This is a genomic window from Burkholderia sp. Bp9143 (assembly GCF_003853645.1).
Classification (GTDB): Bacteria; Pseudomonadota; Gammaproteobacteria; order Burkholderiales; family Burkholderiaceae; genus Burkholderia.
In genome coordinates, this window is sequence record NZ_QTPO01000008.1 from 1 (window position 1) to 22053 (window position 22053).

General features: G+C 67.9%; 16 protein-coding genes. 10 read left to right on the forward strand and 6 right to left on the reverse strand.

Translation table 11 applies throughout. The annotated features are described in order from the left end of the window. Window positions 1-149: 149 nt before the first annotated feature. Entirely contained in the window at window positions 150-1508 is a 1359-nt protein-coding gene (locus tag DIE23_RS07655) for an aspartate aminotransferase family protein (protein ID WP_124611561.1), read from the reverse strand. A gap of 105 nt (window positions 1509-1613) precedes the next feature. Between DIE23_RS07655 and DIE23_RS07660 the strand changes: the two genes are divergently transcribed. From DIE23_RS07660 to DIE23_RS07670, 3 genes are all read left to right on the forward strand, one after another. Continuing rightward, window positions 1614-2570 (forward strand): LysR family transcriptional regulator, encoded by a 957-nt coding sequence (locus tag DIE23_RS07660; protein ID WP_260435989.1) that lies wholly within the window; start codon window positions 1614-1616, stop codon window positions 2568-2570. Between the two features lie 87 nt (window positions 2571-2657). After that, window positions 2658-3149, forward strand: a complete 492-nt coding sequence (locus DIE23_RS07665) for a 2,4'-dihydroxyacetophenone dioxygenase family protein (RefSeq protein ID WP_124611563.1) — start codon at window positions 2658-2660, stop codon at window positions 3147-3149. Between the two features lie 244 nt (window positions 3150-3393). Next, window positions 3394-5184: a sensor domain-containing diguanylate cyclase gene (locus tag DIE23_RS07670; RefSeq protein ID WP_124611564.1), complete on the forward strand. Its 1791-nt coding sequence runs from the start codon at window positions 3394-3396 to the stop codon at window positions 5182-5184. Window positions 5185-5228: 44 nt separating this feature from the next. Here DIE23_RS07670 and DIE23_RS07675 read toward each other — a convergent pair whose 3' ends face one another. The 3 genes from DIE23_RS07675 to DIE23_RS07685 form a co-directional block, all read right to left on the reverse strand. Then, window positions 5229-6584 (reverse strand): MFS transporter, encoded by a 1356-nt coding sequence (locus tag DIE23_RS07675; protein ID WP_124611565.1) that lies wholly within the window; start codon window positions 6582-6584, stop codon window positions 5229-5231. An 88-nt stretch (window positions 6585-6672) separates the two neighbouring features. After that, complete coding sequence (locus tag DIE23_RS07680; RefSeq protein WP_124611566.1) at window positions 6673-8040, reverse strand: MFS transporter; 1368 nt, start codon at window positions 8038-8040, stop codon at window positions 6673-6675. Between the two features lie 182 nt (window positions 8041-8222). Beyond that, window positions 8223-9182 (reverse strand): MBL fold metallo-hydrolase, encoded by a 960-nt coding sequence (locus DIE23_RS07685; RefSeq protein ID WP_124611567.1) that lies wholly within the window; start codon window positions 9180-9182, stop codon window positions 8223-8225. A 177-nt stretch (window positions 9183-9359) separates the two neighbouring features. On the opposite strand from DIE23_RS07685, the gene DIE23_RS07690 reads away from it, so the two are divergent. Both DIE23_RS07690 and DIE23_RS07695 read left to right on the forward strand, forming a co-directional pair. Next, on the forward strand, window positions 9360-11012 hold the full coding sequence (locus DIE23_RS07690; protein ID WP_124611568.1) for an IclR family transcriptional regulator: 1653 nt from the start codon (window positions 9360-9362) through the stop codon (window positions 11010-11012). A gap of 244 nt (window positions 11013-11256) precedes the next feature. Continuing rightward, entirely contained in the window at window positions 11257-11400 is a 144-nt protein-coding gene (locus DIE23_RS07695; protein WP_260435990.1) for a hypothetical protein, read from the forward strand. A gap of 433 nt (window positions 11401-11833) precedes the next feature. On the opposite strand, the gene DIE23_RS07700 is transcribed toward DIE23_RS07695, so the two are convergent. Continuing rightward, window positions 11834-12316, reverse strand: a complete 483-nt coding sequence (locus tag DIE23_RS07700) for an Lrp/AsnC family transcriptional regulator (RefSeq protein WP_010098798.1) — start codon at window positions 12314-12316, stop codon at window positions 11834-11836. A gap of 284 nt (window positions 12317-12600) precedes the next feature. On the opposite strand from DIE23_RS07700, the gene DIE23_RS07705 reads away from it, so the two are divergent. The 3 genes from DIE23_RS07705 (at window position 12601) to DIE23_RS07715 (ending at window position 15884) form a co-directional block, all read left to right on the forward strand. Next, complete coding sequence (locus tag DIE23_RS07705) at window positions 12601-13248, forward strand: LysE family translocator (protein WP_124611570.1); 648 nt, start codon at window positions 12601-12603, stop codon at window positions 13246-13248. Window positions 13249-13329: 81 nt separating this feature from the next. Continuing rightward, entirely contained in the window at window positions 13330-13761 is a 432-nt protein-coding gene (locus tag DIE23_RS07710) for a YqaA family protein (protein WP_124611571.1), read from the forward strand. 140 nt (window positions 13762-13901) lie between these two features. Further along, entirely contained in the window at window positions 13902-15884 is a 1983-nt protein-coding gene (locus DIE23_RS07715; protein ID WP_124611572.1) for a methyl-accepting chemotaxis protein, read from the forward strand. Between the two features lie 39 nt (window positions 15885-15923). Here DIE23_RS07715 and DIE23_RS07720 read toward each other — a convergent pair whose 3' ends face one another. Next, window positions 15924-17576: an acyl-CoA synthetase gene (locus tag DIE23_RS07720; RefSeq protein WP_124611573.1), complete on the reverse strand. Its 1653-nt coding sequence runs from the start codon at window positions 17574-17576 to the stop codon at window positions 15924-15926. 216 nt (window positions 17577-17792) lie between these two features. Here DIE23_RS07720 and DIE23_RS07725 point away from each other — a divergent pair, with 216 nt between their 5' ends. Together DIE23_RS07725 and DIE23_RS07730 are read left to right on the forward strand one after the other, a co-directional pair. Continuing rightward, complete coding sequence (locus tag DIE23_RS07725; protein WP_124611574.1) at window positions 17793-18560, forward strand: Crp/Fnr family transcriptional regulator; 768 nt, start codon at window positions 17793-17795, stop codon at window positions 18558-18560. A 228-nt stretch (window positions 18561-18788) separates the two neighbouring features. Next, window positions 18789-22037, forward strand: coding sequence for an efflux RND transporter permease subunit (locus DIE23_RS07730; RefSeq protein WP_124611575.1), 3249 nt, complete (start codon window positions 18789-18791; stop codon window positions 22035-22037). Window positions 22038-22053: the final 16 nt, after the last annotated feature.

A 22053-nucleotide genomic window follows, 5' to 3' on the forward strand; every position in this document is an offset into this window, starting at 1 on the left:
AGCATGATCGAGATACCAATGCTGCTTTGAACATTCTCCGATGCGGACGTGCATCGCCAGGTGTGGGAATCCTCCGCCTTTAGGCGGAGGGGGACGTCAAGTTTCTGGCTCTTTCGTGAATTCGGTTGTCGCAATGGGCGAGCGTTGGCTCAGTCCACTTCGTTCAGTGCGTCGGACAGCGCGTTGACCATGTTGTCGATCTCGCGCTTCTCCGAGATGAACGGCGGCGCGAGCTGGATCGTGTCGCCGCCGTAGCGCACGTAGAAGCCCTTCGCCCAGCAGCGCATCGCGATCTCGTACGGGCGCCGTGCCGGCTCGCCCGGCAGTGCCGCGATCGTCAGGCCGGCCGCCAGCCCGTAGTTGCGGATGTCCGCGATATGGCGCTGGCCCTTCAGCCCGTGCACGGCCGCCTCGAAATGCGGCGCGAGATCGCGCACGCGGGCCACCGCGTCGTCCTTCACGAGCAGGTCGAGCGCCGCGACGCCGGCCGCGCACGCGACCGGGTGCGCCGAGTACGTGTAGCCATGCGGGAACTCGAGCATGTACTCGGGGCCGCCCGCAGCCATGAACGTGTCGTAGATTTCCTTCGTCGCGATCACGCCGCCGAGCGGCTGCACGCCGTTCGTCACCTGCTTCGCGAAGTTCATGATGTCCGGCACCACGCCGAACGCGTCGGCGCCCGTCATCGCACCGGCACGGCCGAAGCCCGTGATGACTTCGTCGAAAATCAGCAGGATGTCGTGCGCGGTACAGATATCGCGCAGGCGCTTCAGATAGCCCTTCGGCGGAATGACCACGCCCGCCGAACCGGAGAACGGCTCGACGATCACGGCCGCGATGTTCGATGCGTCGTGCAGCGTGATCAGGTCGAGCAGGCGATCGGCCAGATCGGCGCCGTTCTCGGGCATCCCGCGCGAGAACTTGTTCTCGGCGAGTTGCGTGTGCGGCAGGAAATCAGCGTCGAGACCCTGGCCGAACAGCTTGCGGTTCGCGCCGATCCCGCCGACCGAGATGCCGCCGAAGTTCACGCCGTGATAACCCTTCTCGCGGCCGATCAGGCGCGTCTTCGTGCCCTTGCCCTTGGCGCGCCAGTACGCGCGGGCCATCTTCAGCGACGTGTCGGCCGCTTCCGAGCCCGAGCCCGTGAAGAACACGTAGTCGAGGCCGGCCGGCGTCAGGTCCTTGATCTTGTTCGCGAGCTCGAACGACTTCGGATGGCCGAACTGGAACGCCGGTGCGTAGTCGAGCTGCGCGACCTGGCGGCTCACGGCTTCCGTGATTTCCGCGCGGCCGTGACCGAGGCCCGTGCACCACAGGCCCGACAGGCCGTCGAAGATCTTGCGGCCTTCGCCGTCCGTGTAATACGCGTCCTTGGCCGACACGATCATGCGCGGGTCGGACTTGAACTGGCGGTTCGCCGTGAACGGCATCCAGTGGGCGTCGAGCCATGCTGCGTCGGTGCGGATATTGGTCTCGTCCTGCTGGCTGGCGGTGATCGTGTCGGTCATGTCGGTCGGCGCGGCGCGCCCCTCCTCCTGGTGATGATGTTGCACATTGTCGGGAGGCCAATTAGTCTTTTGAATATCGCAATATCAATGTTCACTTGCTCAATCATGCAAGCAAAGAAACCGAAGAGCCGCGCGCTGCTCGGGCAGCTCAGCGACATGGATCTGCGGCTGCTGCGGGTCTTCAAGGGCGTCGTGCAGTGCGGCGGGATGGCGGCGGCCGAACTGGAGCTGAATATCGGCATCTCGACGATCAGCCGGCACGTGAAGGATCTGGAAACGCGCCTCGGCCTCGTGCTGTGCCGGCGCGGCCGCGCGGGCTTCACGCTGACCGCCGAGGGACAGACGGTGTACGAGGAAACCCTGCGTCTACTGGCATCGATGGAGGCATTTCGCAGCAGGATCGACGGCATTCACGACAAGATGGGCGGAGAATTGCACATCGCGGTGTTCGACAAGACGGCCACCAACCCGCACGCGCGCCTCGGGGACGCGATCCGCCAGTTCACGGACGAGGCGCCCGACGTCGCGCTGAACCTGCACGTCGCGTCGATCAACGAGGTCGAACGCGGGATCATCGACGGCAGCTATCAGGTCGGGATCATCCCGGCGCACCGCAGCTCGGGCAGCCTCGTGTATTCGGAGCTGTTCGACGAGCGGATGCTGCTGTACTGCGGCCGCCAGCATCCGCTGTTCGACGCGCCGCACGGCAAGCTCACGTGGACGACGATCCGCAACCACGCGTTCGCGGGGCTCGGCTTTCATTCGCCGAACATGGAATTGAGCCATCGCGCGAAACTCACGCGCAGCGCGACGGCATCGGACCAGGAGTCGATCGCGACGCTGATTTTGTCCGGCCGCTATCTCGGCTTCCTGCCCGACCATTACGCGGAGAGCTTCGAGAACAAGGGGCTGATGCAGCCGATCGCGCCGCACCGCTTCAACTACCGGTGCCGGTTCGTGAGCCTGCTGCGGCGCTCGCCGCGGCCGTCGCGGGCGGCACTGCTGTTCCAGTCGTGCCTCGAGGCCGCCCATGCGGCAGTGCAGCCGGGCGGCGACGCGTAGCCGGCCCGGCTTCGTCATCGCCCCGCTCTGCCGCCCGATCCCGCTCTGCGATAATGCGCACTTCCCGTTTCCGTTCCGCCTCCCGCCATGACGCAGCCATCCGCCCCGCTCTCCACCGACCTGCCGCCGATTTCGTGCCTGCCCGGCGACGCGCTGCCGTGGCTGCCGATGAGCGCCGACCTGCCGGGGCTCGCGATCAAGTATCTGCATATCAATGCGGCGGAAGACACGCTGACGGCGCTGCTGAAGATGCCCGCCGGCGGCACGCTGCCGCGCCATCGCCACGACGGCGAGGTGTTCGTCCATACGCTGCAGGGGGCGTGGCGCTACCGCGAGTACGAGTGGATCGCGCAGGCCGGCTCGACGGTGCTCGAACCGGCCGGGTCCGTGCATACGCCGGAGACGCTCGGCGCGCCCGGCGACGATGTGATCACGCTCAACGTGATGCGCGGTGACCTGGTGCTGCTCGACGACGACGGCCGCGAAACCGCGCGCGAGAATTGCCGCGTCGCGCTGCTGCGCCAGCGCAAGCATGCGCGCACGGCGCCGCATGACGCCACGGCGTTCGTCACGCGCTGAGCCACCGATCCGAGGTTGTGTCGCGCTTGCCGGCACGGGCGTTGCGCCTGGTCTGCCCCTCGGGTCCGGCACGGGCGAATCGAATCGTGTCCATGGCACCTGAATCGCGAGTCGTCAAGGCCGGTTTCGACCTGCTTGCCACGCATTTCTCGCGACGATAAGCTTTTTACCCTTTCAGTCCCGAAGCAGCGCCCTCCGGCATTCGTCCGATCATCGGCGCAATCGACCGTCCCGGAATTCGACCATGCGGTTCCGTATGTTCCCCACCGGGACAGGCGACACGCCCGGCTCCTTTCGCCTCCCCGCCGACCATCGACCGGCGCTTGCGCCATTGCCCGAACTCGAGACCGTGTGCCGTCTCGCCCGCGCGCATTTCGGCACGGCCGGTGCGTTCGTCGCGTACGCTGAAGCCGACACGCAACGCGTGACGGCGTCCGACGGCACGCTGCCCGTCACGCTTCCTCCCGTGCGTTTCCCGGCGCGTGTCGAGCACGCGCCGGCTGCCGACCGACGCTTCGTCACGCCCGATGCGGGCGGCCTCCCACACGATGCACCGCGTGTCGTCGCGGCCTGCGAACTGGTCGCGCCCGACGGCACCCCGCTTGGTGCGCTATGCGTCGCCGGCAGCACCGGCCTGACGCTCGACGCCGCGCAGCGCGCTTTCCTGCACGACCTGGCGACACTGGCGGAACACGCGATCGGCCGCGCGATCGTTCAGGCCGCGCTGCACGACCGGCTCGGCGGTGTCGAGGAACACAGCGCGCTGACTGCGCTGGCGCTGACCGAAAGCGGCACCGGCGTATGGGATCGCAACGTGGAAACCGGCGAGATCCATTACTCGGCGGCGTGGAAGGCGCTGCTCGGCTACGCGCCGCACGAACTGACGAGCCGGATCGAGGATGCGTACGAGCGGCTGCACCCGGACGACGTCGCCGACGTGAAGGCCGCGATGCTCGCGCACTTCGAAAGCCGCACCGACAGCTATGCGGTCGAACACCGCATCCGCTGCAAGGACGGCACGTACAAATGGATCTGCAGCCGCGGCAAGGTCATCGCCCGCGACAGTCATGGGCGCGCGCTACGCATGGTCGGCACGACCACCGACATCACCGCGCTGCGCGAACTCGCGGGCCGGTTGAGCGACTCCGTCACGCTCGTCACGAACCTGACCGACCAGGTTCCCGGCCTCGTGTTCCAGCTGCGGCAGACCGCCGACGGTCGCCGACACTTTACGTACGCGAGCGCGGGCGTACGCGACATCTACGAATTGACGCCCGAGCAGATCGCCCGCGACGCGGATGCGGTCGAAACCCGGATTCACCCGGCCGACCTGGTCGCCTACCGTCAGTCGCTGCTGGCGTCGGCGGAGCGACTGGCGCCGTGGCGGCTCGAATACCGGGTGCTGCTGCCGGGCCAGGGGATGCGCTGGCGCGAAGGCGACGCGCGCCCGCAACGCACGCCGGACGGCGGCACGGTCTGGCACGGCTTCATCACGGATGCGACCGAGCGCAAGCATATCGAGACCGAACTGCACCGGATGGCGACGACCGATCACCTAACGCAGCTGTCGAACCGCCACGCATTCATGCGGCAGAGCGAAACCGCGTTGCGCGGCGTGCGCGCGACCGGCCAGGACGCCGCGGTGCTGATGCTCGACCTCGATCACTTCAAGGCGCTGAACGACCGCTGGGGCCATCCGCTCGGCGATCGCGCGCTCCGGCATTTCGCGCGGCTGCTGCTTGCGGAGATCGGGCCGGACGGCATCGTCGGGCGCATCGGCGGCGAGGAATTCGCGATCGTGCTGCCGCACGCCGGGATCGATGCGGCGTGCGCGCTCGCACTGCGCGTGCAACAGCGCACGGCCGACACGCGGCTCGTGCACGAGGATCAGCTGCTCGCGCTGACCGTCAGCATCGGCATCGATGCGATGCGGACGTCCGACTTCGGCGCGTACCAGGCGCTGTCACGTGCCGACAAGGCGCTGTATGTCGCGAAGGAACACGGCCGCAACCGGATCGAGGTGTATCGGGCCTAGCCGCACACCCCGTCGCATGCGCACCGCGTCGAGGCATCGCTCGATCAACGCGACGCGTGCGCCGCGTCGCGCGAGGTGGCGCGCAGCCCCAGCAGCATCGCGACCGCGCACGCGGCCAGCAGTCCCGCGATCATCAGCATCGCCGCGTCCATGCTGCCGGTGCGGGTGCGGATCACCCCGACGATCCACGGCGTGATCATCCCGCTCGATACGCCGATGCTGCTGATCAGCGCGATCCCGCCCGCCGCGCCGGCGCCGGAGAAATACGCGGACGGCACGGCCCAGAACACCGGATGCGCGGCGAAGATCAGCATCGCCGCGATCGACAGCAGCGCCATCATCGCGACGATGCTCGGCAGGTGCAGCGTCAGCAAGACGAGCGCCACCGCGCCGCCGAATGCGCACGCGGCGAAGTGCCAGCGACGCTCGCGCTTGCGGTCGGACCGCCGCGCGATCGCAATCAGGCCGGCCGCGCCGATCGCGTTCGGCACGATCGACAGCAGACTGATGTGCACGACGTCGTGAATGCCGAATTCGCGAATCATCAGCGGCATCCAGAACAGCAGCATCAGCAACGCGGTCGTCAGCGAGAAATAGATGAACGCGAACAGGTAGGTGCGCGGCTCGGCCAGCACCTGCCGCAGCGTCGTAGGCGTCTGCGCGGGCGCATCCGCGCGATCGGCGGCCAGGTCGGCTGCGAGCCGCTGCCGGTCGTCGTCGGACAGCCAGCGCGCCTGTTCGGGGCGATCGCACAGCCAGAACCACGCGATCACGCCGAGCAGGATCGCGGGCGCGCCCTCGATCGCGAACATCCACTGCCAGCCGTGCAGCCCGAGCACGCCCGACATCCCGCGCATCAGCCAGCCCGACAGCAGCCCGCCGACCATCCCGGCCACCGCGACGCCCGCATAGAAGATCGACAGCACCGACGCGCGCCGGCGCGCCGGATACCAGTACGTCAGGTAGAACACGACGCCCGGGAAGAAGCCTGCCTCGAACAGCCCGAGCAGGAAGCGCAGCACGTAGAAGTGCTTCGCGCTGTCGACGGTGATCATCGCGACCGACACCGCGCCCCACAGGAACATGATCCGCGCGAACGTGCGGCGCGCGCCGAAGCGGCGCAGCAGCGCGTTGCTCGGCACCTCGAACAGTACGTAGCCGACGAAGAACAGCACCGCGCCGAGGCTGTACATCGCATCGGTCAGGCCGAGATCCTGCCGCATCTGCAACTGCGCGAAGCCGATGTTGCTGCGGTCGAGGATCGACACGATGTAGCAGATGAACAGGAACGGCACGATCCGCGCGCCGATGCGACGGTACAGCGCGTCGTTGTCGGTCGCTGACGCACGGGAACCGGACGCAACCGCATGCGTGGCGTCCGCTTGAAGATGGGCTGACATCGATCGTCTCCTCGATGGATGCGAATACGGTGCGGACAAGAGCCGCAACGCCGGTCGCCGCCGCCCGACGGCGGCGCCCGGCCGTCGTTCAGGCGCGCTGCGCGGGCTCGCCCTTCACGCCGAGCATCAGCGCGGCGCCGCTCAGCGCGAGCAGTGCGGCCAGCAGGTACACGGCGAGATCCATGCTGCCGGTGCGCGTGCGGATCAACCCGATCACCCACGGGCTGACGATGCCGCTCGTGATCCCGATGCTGCTGATCAGCGCGATCCCGGCCGCGGCCGCGTTGCCCGACAGGTAGCGGGTCGGCACGGCCCAGAAGATCGGCAGCGCGGCGAAGATCAGCGTCGCCGCGATCGACAGGCACGCGAGCATCGCCGCGAAGCTGTGCAGGTGCAGCGTCAGCGCCGCGAGCGCGAGCCCGCCGCCGATCGTGCAGCACGCGAAGTGCTTGCGGCGCTCGCCGGTGCGATCCGAGCGGCGCGCGATCAGGATCAGCCCGACCGCGCCGACCGCGTTCGGCACGACCGTGTAGAGGCTCACCGCCACGACATCGGTCACGCCGAAATCACGGATCATCAGCGGCATCCAGAAATTGAGCGTCAGCGATGCGCAGGTCAGCGAGAAGTAGATGAACGCGAACAGGTAGACGCGCGGGTTCGCGAGCGCGGCGACCAGGCTGCGTTTGTCGTGTGCGCCATGCGCACGGCCATCGCCGCACCGCGCGGCGACGCGCGCCTTTTCGTCGGAGGTGAGCCACGCGGCGTCCTGCGGCCGGTCGACCAGATACGTGAACGCGAAACATGCGAGCACGATCGCCGGCGCGCCTTCGATCGCGAACATCCACTGCCAGCCGTGCAGCCCGAACACGCCGCTCATGTCGCGCATGATCCAGCCCGACATCAGGCCGCCGAGCACGCCCGCGACCGCGACGCCCGCGAAGAACACCGAGATCGCCGCCGCGCGGCGGTTCGCCGGAAACCAGTAGGTCAGGTACAGCACGATGCCGGGAAAGAAGCCGGCCTCGAACACGCCGAGCAGGAAGCGCAGCACGTAGAAATGCGACGGCTGCGACACGAACATCATCCCGGTCGACGCGATGCCCCACAGCAGCATGATCCGCGTGAACGTGCGGCGTGCGCCGAAGCGCGCGAGCAGCATGTTGCTCGGCACCTCGCAGAACACGTAGCCGACGTAGAACACCGCGGCGCCGAGGCCGTACATCGCATCGCTGAAGCCGAGGTCGTGCTTCATCTGCAACTGCGCGAAGCCGATGTTGATGCGGTCGAGGAACGACACGACGTAGCAGAGGAACAGGAACGGCACGATCCGCCACGCGATCTTGCGGAACAGCAGCGCGTCGCCGGCATCGGACGCCGGCGCGGATTCGTATGCGGAAGTCGACGTCGCGGCACTCGCGTGCGCGATCGTCGCTTCGGCGGGAAGCGATTGGGGCATGTCTCTCTCCAAACGGGCCGCGCGATTCGAGCGCGCAGCAGTCTCCGAGGGCGTACGTGCGCCCTGCTTTCTTGTGAGATCGGATGTCGGCTTCCGGAACCGCGGCGCAATGCCGCCGCCGGTCAGGAGCCTTCAGGAAAACGGCGGGACGTCCGCCCGGACGCCCCGCCGCCGTGACCCGCTCAGTCCTGCAGCGCGTCCCACATTTCCTTGTCGCGCTGCGCCGTCCAGATGCGCGGATGCGTGATGCCGCTCGCCTCGTCGAACGCGCGCGACACATCGAACGGCAGACAGTGCTCGTAGATGAACACGTGGCCGAACTTCGGATCCATCGCTTCGCGCGTGAGCGCCATCGACGCCTTCAGGTCGAGCTTGCGCTCGACCGCCTTGCGGCCCTGCGCGAGCAGCGTCGTCACGAAGTCCTTCGTGTAGTCGAGGCCCTTGTTCACTTCGGCCGGATTCAGCAGCGCGGGGCCGCGGCCCGGCACGAGCTTCTCCGCGCCGAGCGCGCGCAGTGCCTCGAGCGTGGCCGGCCACTGTTCGAGCTGCGCGTCGCCGCAATAGCAGGCCGCGTCGTATTCGACCAGGTCGCCCGAGAACAGCACCTTCTGCGACGGCAGCCAGACGATCGTGTCGCCCTTCGTGTGGCCCGAGCCGACGTGCATGATCTTCACTTCGAGCTTGCCGAGGAACAGCGTGATCTCGCGCTCGAACACGAGCGTCGGCCAGGTCAGGCCCGGCACCGTCTCGACACCCGCGAACAGGCGCGGAAAGCGCTCGATCTCCGACTTCATGTCGGCCTCGCCGCGCTCGACGATCATTTCGTACGTGCCGCGGCTCGCGATCACGTGCTGCGCGCCTTCGTCGAAATACGCGGACGCGCCGAGCACGCGCACCGCGTGGTAGTGCGACAGCACCACGTGCTTGATCGGCTTGTCGGTCACGCCGCGGATCTTCGCGATCAGGTCCTGCGCCATCGCGGGCGTCGCGGTCGTGTCGACGATCAGCACGCTGTCGTCGCCGATGATCACGCCCGAGTTCGGGTCGCCTTCGGCGGTGTAGGCGTACGCGTTCTCGGACAGCTTCGTCCAGGTGACTTTCTTCTCTTCAAGATCGGCTTGGGAGGCGAATGCTTTGGCCATGTTGCGTTCCGTGGCTGCGAGCCATGTGTTGAGGGGAGTGAGCGGATCATCTTCCCGCGCCGATCATTTGTCAATGACAAATTGACTTGCTATTGTCTAATACGGGTAAACCTGCGGGCTGGCGCGTCAAATGGCGTCGGATACCATGCGAGGTTTCGTCAACGGAAGAATCATCGCGTGCAGAACCACGAAGTCAGCGCGGACGACGCGCCGCCCAAGGCGCAGCGCGGGATCCAGAGCGTCGAGGTCGGCGGCCGGCTGCTCGACGCGCTCGCGCGCCGGCGCAAGCCGCTCGGGCTGTCGGAACTGGCGGCCGCGGCCGACTTGTCGACCGCACAGGCGCACACCTATCTGGTCAGCCTGACCCGGCTCGCGCTCGTGAAACGCGACGCGCTCACCGGCAACTACGAGCCGGGGCCGCTGTCGCTGCGGCTCGGGCTGATGTCGATCGAACGCCAGCCGGCCTATCGCGCGGCGCTGCCGCACGCGGCGCGGCTCGCGGAAGCGGTCGGCCTGAGCGTCGCGCTGTCGGTGCCAGGCGCGCTCGGGCCGACGATCGTGCGCATCGAGCACGGCGGCTATCCGCTGCACGTGAACCTGCACGTCGGATCGGTGATGTCGCTCGACACGACGGCCACCGGCCGCGTGTTCCGCGCGTTCGGCGATCCCGCGCAACTCGACGCGATGGCGGCCAGCCAGGCCGGCGCCGGCGACACGCTCGCGGGCGCGGAAGGCGACCAGCCCACGGCCGATGCCCGCGCGTGGCAGGCCGAACTCGACGCGATCCGCGCGCGCGGAATCGAACGCGGCGTGGATCGACCGAGCCCCGGTGTCAGCGCGATGTGCGTGCCGGTGCTGGATGCGGACGGATGCCTTCAACTTGCATTGACGGTGATCGGTTCGAGCGGCTCGATCGATGTCGACTGGGACGGGCCGATCGCGACGGCGCTGCGCGATGCGGCACGTCAGGCCACCGCGTCGCTCGACGCGGGACGCGACGCGCAACCAGCCGCGCCGGGTATGCCCCCGACCCCGCAGCGCATGCCGCCCGCGCTCGCCGACGACACGAAGGCACAGCGCGGCATCAACGCGCTCGACAGTACCGGCGAGCTGCTGCTCGCGCTCGTGTCGGCGGGCCGCGCGCTACCGCTGCGCGATCTCGCGGCGGCGGCCGGGATGCCTGCCGCGAAGGCGTTTCCGCATCTGGTGAGCCTGCAGAAAATCGGCCTGCTGAGCCGCCACGATGGGGGCTGCTTCGGCGGCGGGCCGCTCGGCCAGGCACTCGGGCTGATCGCGATGCAACGCGTGTCGCCGACGCGCGACGCGGAAGCCGAAATCGTCGCGCTGGCGGCCGCGACCGACATGAGCGTGGCCGCGGCGACGCTCGGCCCGCTCGGGCCGACCGTGATCCGTCTCGAGGAGTCGGCGCGGCCGCAGCACGTGAGCCTGCAGGTCGGCACGGTGATGTCGCTCGTGAATACGGCGATCGGGCGAATCTTCGCGGCCGGCATGTCCGACGACGTACTGGCTGGCCTGCTCGCCGACGAGCCGGTGCGCCTCGCAGGCCGCGCGACGCAGGTCGACGACGCGTTCCGCGCGCGGCTCGCGACGATCCGCGCGGACGAACTCGATTTCGCGTTCGATGCGCCGGTGCCGGGCATCGGGACGATCGCCGCGCCGGTGTTCGATCACACCGGCAGCATCCGGCTCGTGATCGCGATCATCGGCTCGTCGCGCGGCTTCCCGCGCGGGCCGGACAGCGAACTCGCGCACACGCTGCTCGCCGCGACGCGCCGCCTGTCCTGGCGCTTCGGCTGGATCGGCGCGTAATCGCCGCCCCGCTGCCGCGCCCCTTCTTCCCGCCTGACTTTCCCTCTCCGCCCGTCAATGGAGGCCGTGCTCGCCACGGTCTCGTCACGCCTGTCCGCCACGCAGAAGCTGAAGCAATTCATGTTGCGCGGCAGCAACAGAAATTGTCAGTAATTCTCATATAACGAAATCGCATTTCACAAGACGGTGATGCTCCTCTATGATTAGGGTTATCCCTAACTCGCCACCTACATGGGGCTTCGTCATGCAAACGTCTAATCTCTCCGATCGTTCCACCCAATCCGCTGGCTGGCTCGCACGTGTTGGCGAACTGCTTGCAGAAGCATGGGCACTGCACCTCGAGAACTGCGAAGTCATCGCTGAAGCGCACGCACGCCTGCCGCGCTAAACGCAGCGACTGGCCGCCGGCCGGCGGCACACCATCCGTCTGACCCGCCCGCCGGGACGCGCGCCGAAAGGCCGCCGCATCCAGCATTGGCGTGCCGGATGGAGGTCGCAAAAAAAAGGGCGGAATGCCCCGATTGCATGGTGCTCACGCGATGTGAGCTAGATGCCGGTGCCGAGTGTGTCGGCACCGTGCTCTCTGCCGCTTGCCACCATGACCGGCCGTTGAGCATGCAAGGCGCCTTCGCGTCGCTTCGCGCCGCATGGCAAACCGGGTCGCCACGGAAGATTCATCCGGTTTCCCGCCCCACTCGAGTTTCCCTTCCGTATCGACCTCCGGGCCACGTCCACTCGACACGACAGCCCGATCAACACCCGCCTTCGGCGCAACCGCAAACCTCGTCGTCACGACGATGCGCGGCCCGCCGCCACCGTCTTCACACCTGAATCGACGGCACGTCTTTCATGCACCGCAGCGCGAACATCGAGCGGCTATGGCGAATGCTCGAAATCTTGTACAGCTTCTCGCGCAGGAAGCGCTCGTAACCGGCCGTGCCATCCACCGCGACCTTGATCCAGTAGTCGTATTCGCCCGACACGAGGTAGGCCTCGAGCACCTCGGGCAATGCCGCGAGTTCGGCGCCGAAGCGTGCGAGCGCGTCGTCTTCGTGGCGATCGAGCGTGACTTCGAGGATCACGATGTCCGCGTAGCCGAGCATACGCTGGTTGACCAGCGCGACATAGCCGTCGATGTAACCGTCGAGCTCGAGCTGCCGCGTGCGGTTCCAGCAGGCGGTGGTCGACATGCCGATCTGTTCGGCCAGTTCGGCGTTCGACAGACGCGCATTTTTTTGCAGTGCACCGAGGATCTTGCGGTCCTGGTTGTCGAGGGTTTTCGGCGTGCGTTCGCGAGTAGCCATGACGAGAAGAATCTTCTACTGAAAATTGGCATTCTAGCTGAACATGATTCCGGTTTCGGGTGCGTTTTGCCGGAAAACAGGAAGCCTTTTAACCGGCCCGCTTGATACATTTTCTCCATGCCTGTTGTCCGGCACGCTCCCCGCGACAACCCCTTCGCAACGGGACGCCTGGCCGCAATCACGAGTTGCGGCGCCGGACACGCGGGCATGCAATGTCCCGCCTCCCGCGCGCCTATCCGGTTGCACGGGCCGGCGCCTGATCCTCCGTTTCCGCACCTCCCGTCATGCCGTTCAGGCTTTATCTGTCGTTCCTCGCTGCGTCCGCCGTCCTCATCTACGCCCCCGGCCCCGTCAACCTCCTCACGATGAACCAGGCATTGCGCGCCGGCTGGCGCCGCGCGCTGCCGTGCGTGTGGGGCGGCACGCTCGCCGTGCTGCTGCAACTCGCGCTGACCGCGCTGTGCCTGAATTCGCTGGTCCAACTCAACCAGCATGCACTGACCGTGCTGCGCTGGGCCGGCGCCGCCTACCTCGTATGGCTCGGCTGCAAGCAATGGCTCAACCGCGCACCGGCCATCACGCCCGCAGCGTCGACGGAAGCGCGCAGCACGGCCCCCGACGACACCGACACCGAACGCGCGCTGTTCTGGCGCGGCGTCGCCACCTCCGGCCTGAACCCAAAGACGCTGCTGTTCTTTCCGTCGTTCTTTCCGCAGTTCATCGTCCCGAACGCGGACTGGAGCCTGAACGCCCAGTTCCTGCTGCTCGCGACGACCTTCGCGCTGCTGTTCGCCGGCGGCGTCGCGTCGATGGCGCTGTTCTCGCACCGGCTGAGCCGGGCCCTGCGGCGCCCGGCGCGGATGCGCGCGATGAACCGCGTGACGGGCGGGCTGCTGGTCGGAATGGGCGCGATCATGGTCGGCTGGAACTGAGCGGCCGCACGCGTCCGCCGCTCTGCACCGCCGACGCCGCATGACCGGTGCCGGCCGACGCGCGGCCGGTACAATCGCGCGATGTCCGAACTGCTCACCTACGGCGGCCTGTTCGCCGTGTCGATGGTCGCCGCGACCCTGTTGCCGCTCCAGTCCGAAGCCGTCCTCGCCGGCCTGCTGTTCGCCGGGCGCGAGCCCGTGTGGGCGCTGGTGCTGGTCGCGAGCGTCGGCAACGTCGCGGGCTCGGCGATCAACTGGGCGCTCGGCCGTGGTATCGAGCACTTCCGCGACCGGCGCTGGTTTCCGGTCAAGCCGGCCGCGCTCGCGCGCGCCGAGCGCTGGTACGCGCGCTACGGCCGCTGGTCATTGCTGCTGAGCTGGGCGCCGGTGATCGGCGATCCGCTGACGATGATCGCCGGCGTGCTGCGCGAGCCGCTGCCGACCTTCCTCGCGATCGTAACGATCGCGAAGGTCGGGCGGTATCTGGCCGTCGCGTGGCTCGTGATGCACTGACGTCCCCTGCCTGCGTCGGGCGAACCCGCTCGCGCCGCCGTCGGCCTCGCCCCGCTCAAGAATTCGCCGAAGCTGCCGTATTCCTTACGGTATGCGGTGACGCGTGCGTTCCGCCTCTCTCCCCCCACTCAGGATTTCATATGAGATTGCCGCAATTGGGCCGGGCGAGCGTCGGCGCGCGCCTGGCCGCGCTGGCATGCGCGCTCGTCGCTCTGCTGTTTACAGTATTCGCATGGGGGCTCGCCCATTTCGCCGGCCAGCAACTCGCCGAGGAGGCCCATGCGCGCATCGCGGACAAGGAGCAGTCGATCCGTGCGATGGTCGAGATGTTCGACAAGGCGCTGTCCGCCGAAGCCAACCGAGCGATGTCGCTGTTCGCCAGTTTCCTGCCGGCCGATTTCTCGCTCGACCCGGCGCGCACCGTCGACATCGGCGGCGTCACCGCGCCCACGCTGTCCGCGGGGGGCCAGCCGCTCGACCTCGATTACACGATTCCCGACCAGTTCCTGACGAAAAGCGGCGCGATCGCGACGGTCTTCGCCCGCGACGGTGACGATTTCGTGCGCATCACGACGTCGCTGAAGAAGCAGGACGGGGCCCGCGCGGTCGGCACGCGCCTCGATCGCGCGAGCCCCGCCTACGCGCCGCTCGTCGCCGGGCGCAGCTATACGGGCCTCGCGAAACTGTTCGGCCGGCCGTACATCACGCAGTACAAGCCGGTCACCGACGCGACCGGCCGCGTGATCGGCGCGTTGTTCGTCGGCCTCGACGTCAGTGCCGAACTGCAAGCCGTGCAGGACGGCATCCGGGCATTGAAGATCGTCGACAACGGCTACTACTTCGTGCTCGATGCGTCGCCGGGTGCGTCGCGCGGCACCTTCGTCGTCCATCCCGACGCGTCCGGCCAGCGCGCCGATGACGCGCGCGCGCCGTACACGCACATGCTCGCTGCCGGCCAGGGCCGGCTCGCTTACACGTCGGCCGACCCGGCCGCGCACGACGCCCGGCCCACCGCGAAATTCGTGTCGTTCACGACGATTCCGCAATGGCAGTGGCTGGTCGGCGGCATCGCGCTCGACGACGAACTGCTGGCGGGCATGCGCACCGTCCGCAACCGCTTCCTGATGATCGCGGCCGTGCTGGTCGCGGCGTTCGCGGCGCTGTTCGTCGTCGTCGTGCGGCGCGTCGTGAGCAGGCCGCTCGATGCGGCGGCACGTGCGTCGGAACGCTATGCAGCCGGCGATCTCAGCATCCGGATCCGCGACGGCGCGGCCGCGCGCGGCGCGGCGGGCAACGACGAGATCGGCCGGCTCGTGCAGGCGGTCGACGGAATCGGCGACGGCCTCGCGCGGATCGTCGCGCAGGTGCGCAGCGGCTCGTCCGACATCGCGCGCGGCACGGTCGGCATCGCGGCCGGCAGCGGCGACATCGCCGCGCGGATCGCGACGCAGGCGAGCAGCGTCGAACAGACGGCCGCCAGCATGGAGCAGATCACGGCCGCCGTGCAGCAGAACGCCGAACACGCGGCGCAGGCGAACACGCTGGTCGCGGACGCATCGGCCGCCGCGACCGACGGCGACACGGCGGTGCAACGCGTGGTCGCGACCATGGACGACATCGGCCGTGCGACGCGCCGGATCGCCGAAATCACGAGCACGATCGAAGGCATCGCGTTCCAGACCAATATCCTGGCGCTGAACGCGGCCGTCGAGGCCGCGCGCGCGGGCGAGCACGGCAAGGGCTTCGCGGTGGTCGCGGCCGAAGTGCGCGCGCTCGCGCAGCGCAGCGCGGCCGCGGTCAAGGAAATCGACGCGCTGAGCACCGAATCGACGACGACGGTCGAACAGGGTTACCGGATCGCGGACGCCGCGCGCGGCACGATGCGCGACATCGTCCAGCGCGTCGACCAGGTCAGCACGCTGATCGGCGAGATCAGCGCCGCGTCGCGCGAGCAATCGACCGGCATCGAGCAGGTGAACCAGGCTATCACGCAGATCGGCGAGGCGACGCAGCAGAACGTGATGCTGATCTCGCATGCCGAACGGGCGGCCGTCGCGTTGCGCGACCAGGCCGCGCAATTGTCGGAAGCCGTCAGCGTGTTCCGGCTGGCGCGCGACGCGTGACAGCTGACGAAGGACCGGGCGAGCGCCCGGTCCCGTCGATTACTTCTTGTCCCCCGCCAGGTCGATCGCCTTGTCCGATCCGACCGCGTTGCGCAGCTGGAATTTCTGGATCTTGCCGGTCGACGTTTTCGGCAGTTCGCCGAACCGCACGGCCTTCGGCACCTTGAACCCCGCGAGCAACTGCCGGCAGTGCGCGACGATCTCCTCCTCGGTCGCGCTCGCGCCTTCGCGCAGCTCGACGAACGCACACGGCACCTCGCCCCACTTCGGGTCGGGCATCGCGACGACCGCCGCGACCGCGACGGCCGGATGCCGGTACAGCGCATCCTCGACCTCGATGCTCGAGATGTTCTCGCCGCCGGAAATGATGATGTCCTTGCGGCGATCCTTGATGCGGATATAGCCGTCCGGCGTCAGCACGCCGAGGTCGCCCGTATGGAACCAGCCGCCGTGGAACGCCTCGTCGGTGGCCTTCGGATTCTTCAGGTAGCCCTTCATGCAGATGTTGCCGCGGAACATGATCTCGCCGAGCGTCTCGCCGTCGGCCGGCACCGGCGCCATCGTGTCCGGGTCGAGCACCGTCGCGCCCGCTTCGAGGTGATAGCGCACGCCCTGCCTCGCATTGAGCCGCGCGCGCTCGTCGTCGGGCAGATCGTCCCAGTGCGCCTGCTTCGCGCACACGGTCGCGGGGCCATAAACCTCGGTCAGCCCGTACACGTGCAGCAGGTCGAAGCCGATCTCCTTCATTTTCGCGATCACGGCCGGCGCCGGCGCCGCGCCCGCGACCATCGCGTGCACCGTGTGATCGATGCCTTCGCGCAGCTCCGCGGGCGCATTCGCGATCGCGCTCTGCACGATCGGCGCGCCGCAGTAATGCGTGATGCGTTCGCGGCGGATCAGGTCGAACACCGTCTTCGCGTCGAACTTGCGCAGGCAGACGTTCACCCCCGCGCGCGCCGCGACGGCCCACGGGAAGCACCAGCCGTTGCAGTGGAACATCGGCAGCGTCCACAGATACACCGCGTGCTTCGGCATGTCCCATTCGAGGATGTTGCTGATCGCCGCGAGATACGCGCCGCGATGGTGATAGACGACGCCCTTCGGGTCGCCGGTCGTGCCGGACGTGTAGTTCAGCGCGATCGCCTCCCACTCGTCGGCGGGCAGCGTCCATGCGTAGTCGGGATCGCCGCCCGCGACGAACGCTTCGTAGTCGGTCGCGCCCGCGAAGCGCGCGGGGTCGGCCGGCATCGCGTCGGCGACGCTGACGATCTTCAGGCCCGGCACTTCGAGCGCCGCGCGCTGCGCGAGCTCCGCGTATTCGGTATCGACGATCAGCACCTTCGCTTCGCCGTGACGCAGCATGAACAGCACCGACGAGATGTCGAGCCGCGTGTTGATCGTGTTGAGCACGGCACCGGCCATCGGCACGCCGAAGTGCGCCTCGACCATCGCCGGGATGTTCGGCAGCAGCGCGGCGACCGTCTCGCCGCGCGCGACGCCGGCCTGCGCGAGCGCGCTTGCGAGCTGCTTCGCCCGAGTGTAGGTCTCGCCCCACGTGCGCCGCACGTCGCCGTGCACGATCGCGAGGCGCTCGCCGTAGACTTCGGCCGCGCGGACCAGAAAGTCGATCGGCGTGAGCGGCACGTAGTTGGCGTCGCGGCGGCCGAGTCCGGCCTCGAACATCTGCGTCATGATCCTGTCTCCCGTTTTCTGTCGACCGGCGCGTGCGTCGGCGCCGCGGCGCACGCTTCGATCGCGTATCCAGCCGGGGTGCATGCACCCCGATGCGTCTTGATGTGGTTCAATTGCCGACAGCCTAACGGGCGCTATTGTGAGCCGTCTGTCATCGAAACGACAGAGTGCCCTATGAGCGCCACGCGTTATCCCTATCCTCGCAAACCCTCGCCCATGCACGACCACCCCGTTGCGCCGCCCGACGCGGCCGCCATCTCGGCCAACCCGACGGCCAACCCGCCGCTCGAACCGGGCCCGTTGCCCGCCCTGTCCGTGTTGTTCGGCCAGTGTGCGTGGTTCCGCGCGCTGGCGCCGGAACACCAGGCGCTCGTGCTCGCGCAGTCGCGCGCCGAGCTGCGCGAGGCCGGCGACGTGATCGCGCAACGGCTCGCGCCGTCCGAATACTGGATCGGCGTGCATCGCGGGTTGCTGAAGCTCGCGATCTTCAACGCGTCGGGGCGCGGCTGCACGTTTTCCGGCGTGCCGTCGGGTGGCTGGTTCGGCGAAGGCAGCGTGATCAAGCGCGAGCTGCGCAAGTACGAAGTCGTTGCCGTCCAGCGCTCGATCGTGCTGTTCGTGCCGGTCGACACGTTCCATGCGCTGCTCGACACGAGCCTGCCGTTCACGCGCTTCGTGATCCATCAACTGAACAACCGGATGGGCGAGTTCATCGCATCGATCCAGAACAGCCGGCTGCTCGATGTCGACGCGCGCGTCGCGCAGGCGCTCGCGCAGCTGTTCAACCCCGCCCTGTACCCGGACACAGGCCCGTCGCTCGCGATCTCACAGGAGGAACTGGGGATGCTCGTCGGCGTGTCGCGGCAGCGGATCAACCAGGCGTTGCAGCAACTCGAGAAACTCGGCGTGCTGCGGCTCGCGTACAACCAGATCGAGGTCGTCGATCTGGCCGCGCTCGCGCAGGTCGGGATGGAACAGATCTGAGCGACGTCCGATGAACGGAACCGTCGTCGGTGCGGCATGCGTGTGCGGTGCGGCGGCCGTTTCCGGGCGGCGGCACCCGCACACATTTCATCCGATGAATCGGCTTGCGCCCACCGCGCGGCAACCTGACAATTCAGCCAGTTTCGCGTCAGTAACCCGTTCCGGCCCGACGCCTATCATTCGGGTTCCCTTCACCGACGCCTGATCACCGCCTGTCCCACCGCCTCCATGTGGATCGTCAATCTCGCGCTCAGGCGCCCCTACACGTTCATCGTGATGGCCATCATGATCGTGCTGGCCACCCCGCTCGCGCTGATGCGCACGCCCGTCGACGTGCTGCCTGCGGTCAACATCCCGGTCATCAGCGTGATCTGGAATTACAACGGTTTCTCCGCGCCGGAGATGACCAACCGCATCACGGCCGTCCATGAACGGATCCTGACGACCACCGTCAACAACATCCAGCACATCGAGTCGACGTCGCTGCCGGGCATCGCGGTCGTGAAGGTGTTCCTGCAGCCCGGCGCGAACGTGCAGACCGCGATCGCGCAGACGGTATCGTCCGCGCAGGCGATCGTGCGGCAGATGCCGCAGGGCGCGACGCCGCCGCTCGTCATCACCTATTCGGCGTCGAGCATCCCGGTGATCCAGCTCGGGCTGTCGAGCCAGACGCTCAGCGAACAGTCGCTCGCCGACATCGCGCTCAACTTCCTGCGTCCGCAACTGATCACCATCCCCGGCGCGCAGATCCCGTTCCCGTACGGCGGCCGCACGCGCGTGGTCGCGATCGACCTCGATCCGCAGGCGCTGCTCGCCAAGGGCCTCACGCCCGCCGACATCGTCAACGCGGTCAACGCGCAGAACCTCGTGCTGCCGACCGGCACCGCGAAGATGGGCCAGACCGAATACCGGATCGACACGAACGCGTCGGCCGATACGATCGCCGACATCAACGGCCTGCCGGTCCAGACCGTCAACGGCGCGACCACCTACCTGCGCGAGGTCGCGTCGGTGCGCGACGGCTTCGCGCCGCAGACCAACGTCGTGCGCCAGAACGGCCAGCGCGGCGTGCTGATGTCGATCCTGAAGACCGGCGACGCGTCGACGCTGAAGGTCGTGTCGGACCTGAAGGCGCTGCTGCCGAAGGTGATCCCGACGCTGCCCGAAGGGCTCACGATCACGCCGCTGTTCGACCAGTCGGTGTTCGTCAACGCCGCCGTGCAGGGCGTGATCCACGAGGCGCTGATCGCCGCCGTGCTGACCGCGATGATGATCCTGCTGTTCCTCGGCAACTGGCGCAGCACGCTGATCATCGCGATCTCGATTCCGCTGTCGATCTTCACGTCGCTGATCGCGCTGTCGGCGCTAGGCGAAACCATCAACATCATGACGCTGGGCGGGCTCGCGCTCGCGGTGGGGATCCTGGTCGACGACGCGACCGTCACGATCGAGAACATCGAGCGGCACCTTCATCTCGGCACGCGCCGGGCCGCCCCAAGCGTGCCGAGCAGCCCCCTCGGGGGGCAGCGACCGGAGGGAGCGTGGGGGTCGTCGTTCAGTACCAACCTGCACGATGCGATTCTCGAAGGCGCGGGCGAGATCGCGGTGCCCGCGTTCGTGTCGACGCTGTGCATCTGCATCGTGTTCGTGCCGATGTTCTTCCTGACGGGCGTCGCGCGTTTCCTGTTCGTGCCGCTCGCCGAGGCGGTGGTGTTCGCGATGCTCGCGTCGTACGTGCTGTCGCGCACGCTCGTGCCGACGCTCGCGATGCTGCTGTTCCGCCCGCAGCAGGCCAGCACCGGCCCCGATCACTCGACGTCGCGCTTCGCGCGCATCCATCACGCGTTCAACGCCGCGTTCGAGCGGCTGCGCGCGTGGTACATCGTGCTGCTCAGCATCCTGCTGGTGCGCCGCCGCTTCTACGCGACGTGCTTCCTCGGCTTCTGCGTGCTGTCGACCGGCCTCGTGTTCGTGCTCGGCCGCGACTTCTTCCCAAACGCCGATTCCGGCAACATCCGGCTGCACATGCGCGCGCCGACCGGCTACCGGATCGAGGAAACCGCGCGCCTCGCCGACCAGGTCGAGCGCGTGATCCGCGAGGCCGTGCCGCCCGACGAACTTGGCGCGATCGTCGACAACCTCGGGCTGCCGGTGAGCGGCATCAACCTGTCGTACAGCAACAGCGGCACGATCGGCACGCTCGACGGCGAACTGCTGATCGCGCTGAAGCCGGGCCACCGTTCGACCCAGCACTACGTGCAGGCGCTGCGCACGCTGCTGCCGCAGCGCTTCCCGGGCGTCGAATTCTTCTTCCAGCCGTCGGACATCATCACGCAGATCCTCAACTTCGGTCAGCCGTCCGCGATCGACCTGCAGGTGCTCGGCAACAATCTCGCGAGTAACATGGCTATCGCGAGCAGCCTGATGAAGAAGATCAGGCAAATCCCCGGCGCCGTCGACGTGCACGTGCTGCAGCGCAACGACGAACCGACCCTGGTGGCCGACATGGACCGTACGCGCATGCAGCAGCTCAGCCTCTCCGCGCAGAACGTCGCGCAGAACATGCTGATCTCGCTGTCCGGCAGTTCCCAGACGACGCCGTCGTTCTGGATCAATCCGCGCACGGGCGTCCAGTACCCGCTGCAGATCCAGACCCCGCAATACAACATCTCGTCGATCGACGACCTGCTCGGCACGCCGATTTCCGCGAGCGGCCGCACGGGCATGCCGCTGCAACTGCTCGGCAACCTCGTGCAGGTCCATCCCGTCGCGAGCCCGGCCGTGATCACGCATTACAACATCCGTCCGGCGATCGACCTGTACGTGAGCGTCGAGGGCCGCGATCTCGGCTCGGTCGCGGGCGAGATCGACGGGATCGTGTCCGACGCGCGCGCGACGCTGCCGCGCGGCACCGAGCTGTCGGTGCGCGGCCAGGTCGAGACGATGCGCACGTCGTACCTCGGCCTCGGCGCGGGTGTCGCGATGGCGATCGTGCTCGTCTACCTGCTGATCGTCGTGAATTTCCAGTCGTGGCTCGATCCGCTGATCATCATCAGCGCGATGCCGGCCGCGCTCGCCGGCATCGCGTGGATGCTGTTCATCACCGGCACGCACCTGAGCGTGCCGGCGCTGACGGGCGCGATCATGACGGTGGGCGTCGCGACCGCGAACAGCATCCTGGTCGTGTCGTTCGCGCGCCAGCGCCTCGCGGCCGGCGCGGCGCCGCTCACGGCCGCGCTCGAGGCCGGCGCGACGCGGATCCGCCCGGTGCTGATGACGGCGCTCGCGATGATCATCGGGATGGTGCCGATGGCGCTCGGTCTCGGCGAAGGCGCCGAGCAGAACGCGCCGCTCGGCCGCGCGGTGATCGGCGGCCTGTTGTTCGCCACCGTTTCGACGCTGCTGTTCGTGCCGCTCGTGTTCGGCGGCGTGCATTCGCGGCTGGCGCGCCGGCGTGCGCGCCGGGCCGGACATTGACTTTCGCCCACCCCAT

What these genes read in the sequence shown, in the direction of transcription:
- DIE23_RS07695 (WP_260435990.1), top strand. Translation starts at nt 11,257, where the DNA reads ATGCAAACGTCTAATCTCTCCGATCGTTCCACCCAATCCGCTGGCTGG.
- DIE23_RS07665 (WP_124611563.1), top strand. Translation starts at nt 2,658, where the DNA reads ATGACGCAGCCATCCGCCCCGCTCTCCACCGACCTGCCGCCGATTTCG.
- DIE23_RS07680 (WP_124611566.1), bottom strand. Translation starts at nt 8,040, where the DNA reads ATGCCCCAATCGCTTCCCGCCGAAGCGACGATCGCGCACGCGAGTGCC.
- DIE23_RS07670 (WP_124611564.1), top strand. Translation starts at nt 3,394, where the DNA reads ATGCGGTTCCGTATGTTCCCCACCGGGACAGGCGACACGCCCGGCTCC.
- DIE23_RS07730 (WP_124611575.1), top strand. Translation starts at nt 18,789, where the DNA reads ATGTGGATCGTCAATCTCGCGCTCAGGCGCCCCTACACGTTCATCGTG.
- DIE23_RS07685 (WP_124611567.1), bottom strand. Translation starts at nt 9,182, where the DNA reads ATGGCCAAAGCATTCGCCTCCCAAGCCGATCTTGAAGAGAAGAAAGTC.
- DIE23_RS07655 (WP_124611561.1), bottom strand. Translation starts at nt 1,508, where the DNA reads ATGACCGACACGATCACCGCCAGCCAGCAGGACGAGACCAATATCCGC.
- DIE23_RS07675 (WP_124611565.1), bottom strand. Translation starts at nt 6,584, where the DNA reads ATGTCAGCCCATCTTCAAGCGGACGCCACGCATGCGGTTGCGTCCGGT.
- DIE23_RS07710 (WP_124611571.1), top strand. Translation starts at nt 13,330, where the DNA reads ATGTCCGAACTGCTCACCTACGGCGGCCTGTTCGCCGTGTCGATGGTC.
- DIE23_RS07715 (WP_124611572.1), top strand. Translation starts at nt 13,902, where the DNA reads ATGAGATTGCCGCAATTGGGCCGGGCGAGCGTCGGCGCGCGCCTGGCC.
- DIE23_RS07720 (WP_124611573.1), bottom strand. Translation starts at nt 17,576, where the DNA reads ATGACGCAGATGTTCGAGGCCGGACTCGGCCGCCGCGACGCCAACTAC.
- DIE23_RS07700 (WP_010098798.1), bottom strand. Translation starts at nt 12,316, where the DNA reads ATGGCTACTCGCGAACGCACGCCGAAAACCCTCGACAACCAGGACCGC.
- DIE23_RS07660 (WP_260435989.1), top strand. Translation starts at nt 1,614, where the DNA reads ATGCAAGCAAAGAAACCGAAGAGCCGCGCGCTGCTCGGGCAGCTCAGC.
- DIE23_RS07705 (WP_124611570.1), top strand. Translation starts at nt 12,601, where the DNA reads ATGCCGTTCAGGCTTTATCTGTCGTTCCTCGCTGCGTCCGCCGTCCTC.
- DIE23_RS07725 (WP_124611574.1), top strand. Translation starts at nt 17,793, where the DNA reads ATGCACGACCACCCCGTTGCGCCGCCCGACGCGGCCGCCATCTCGGCC.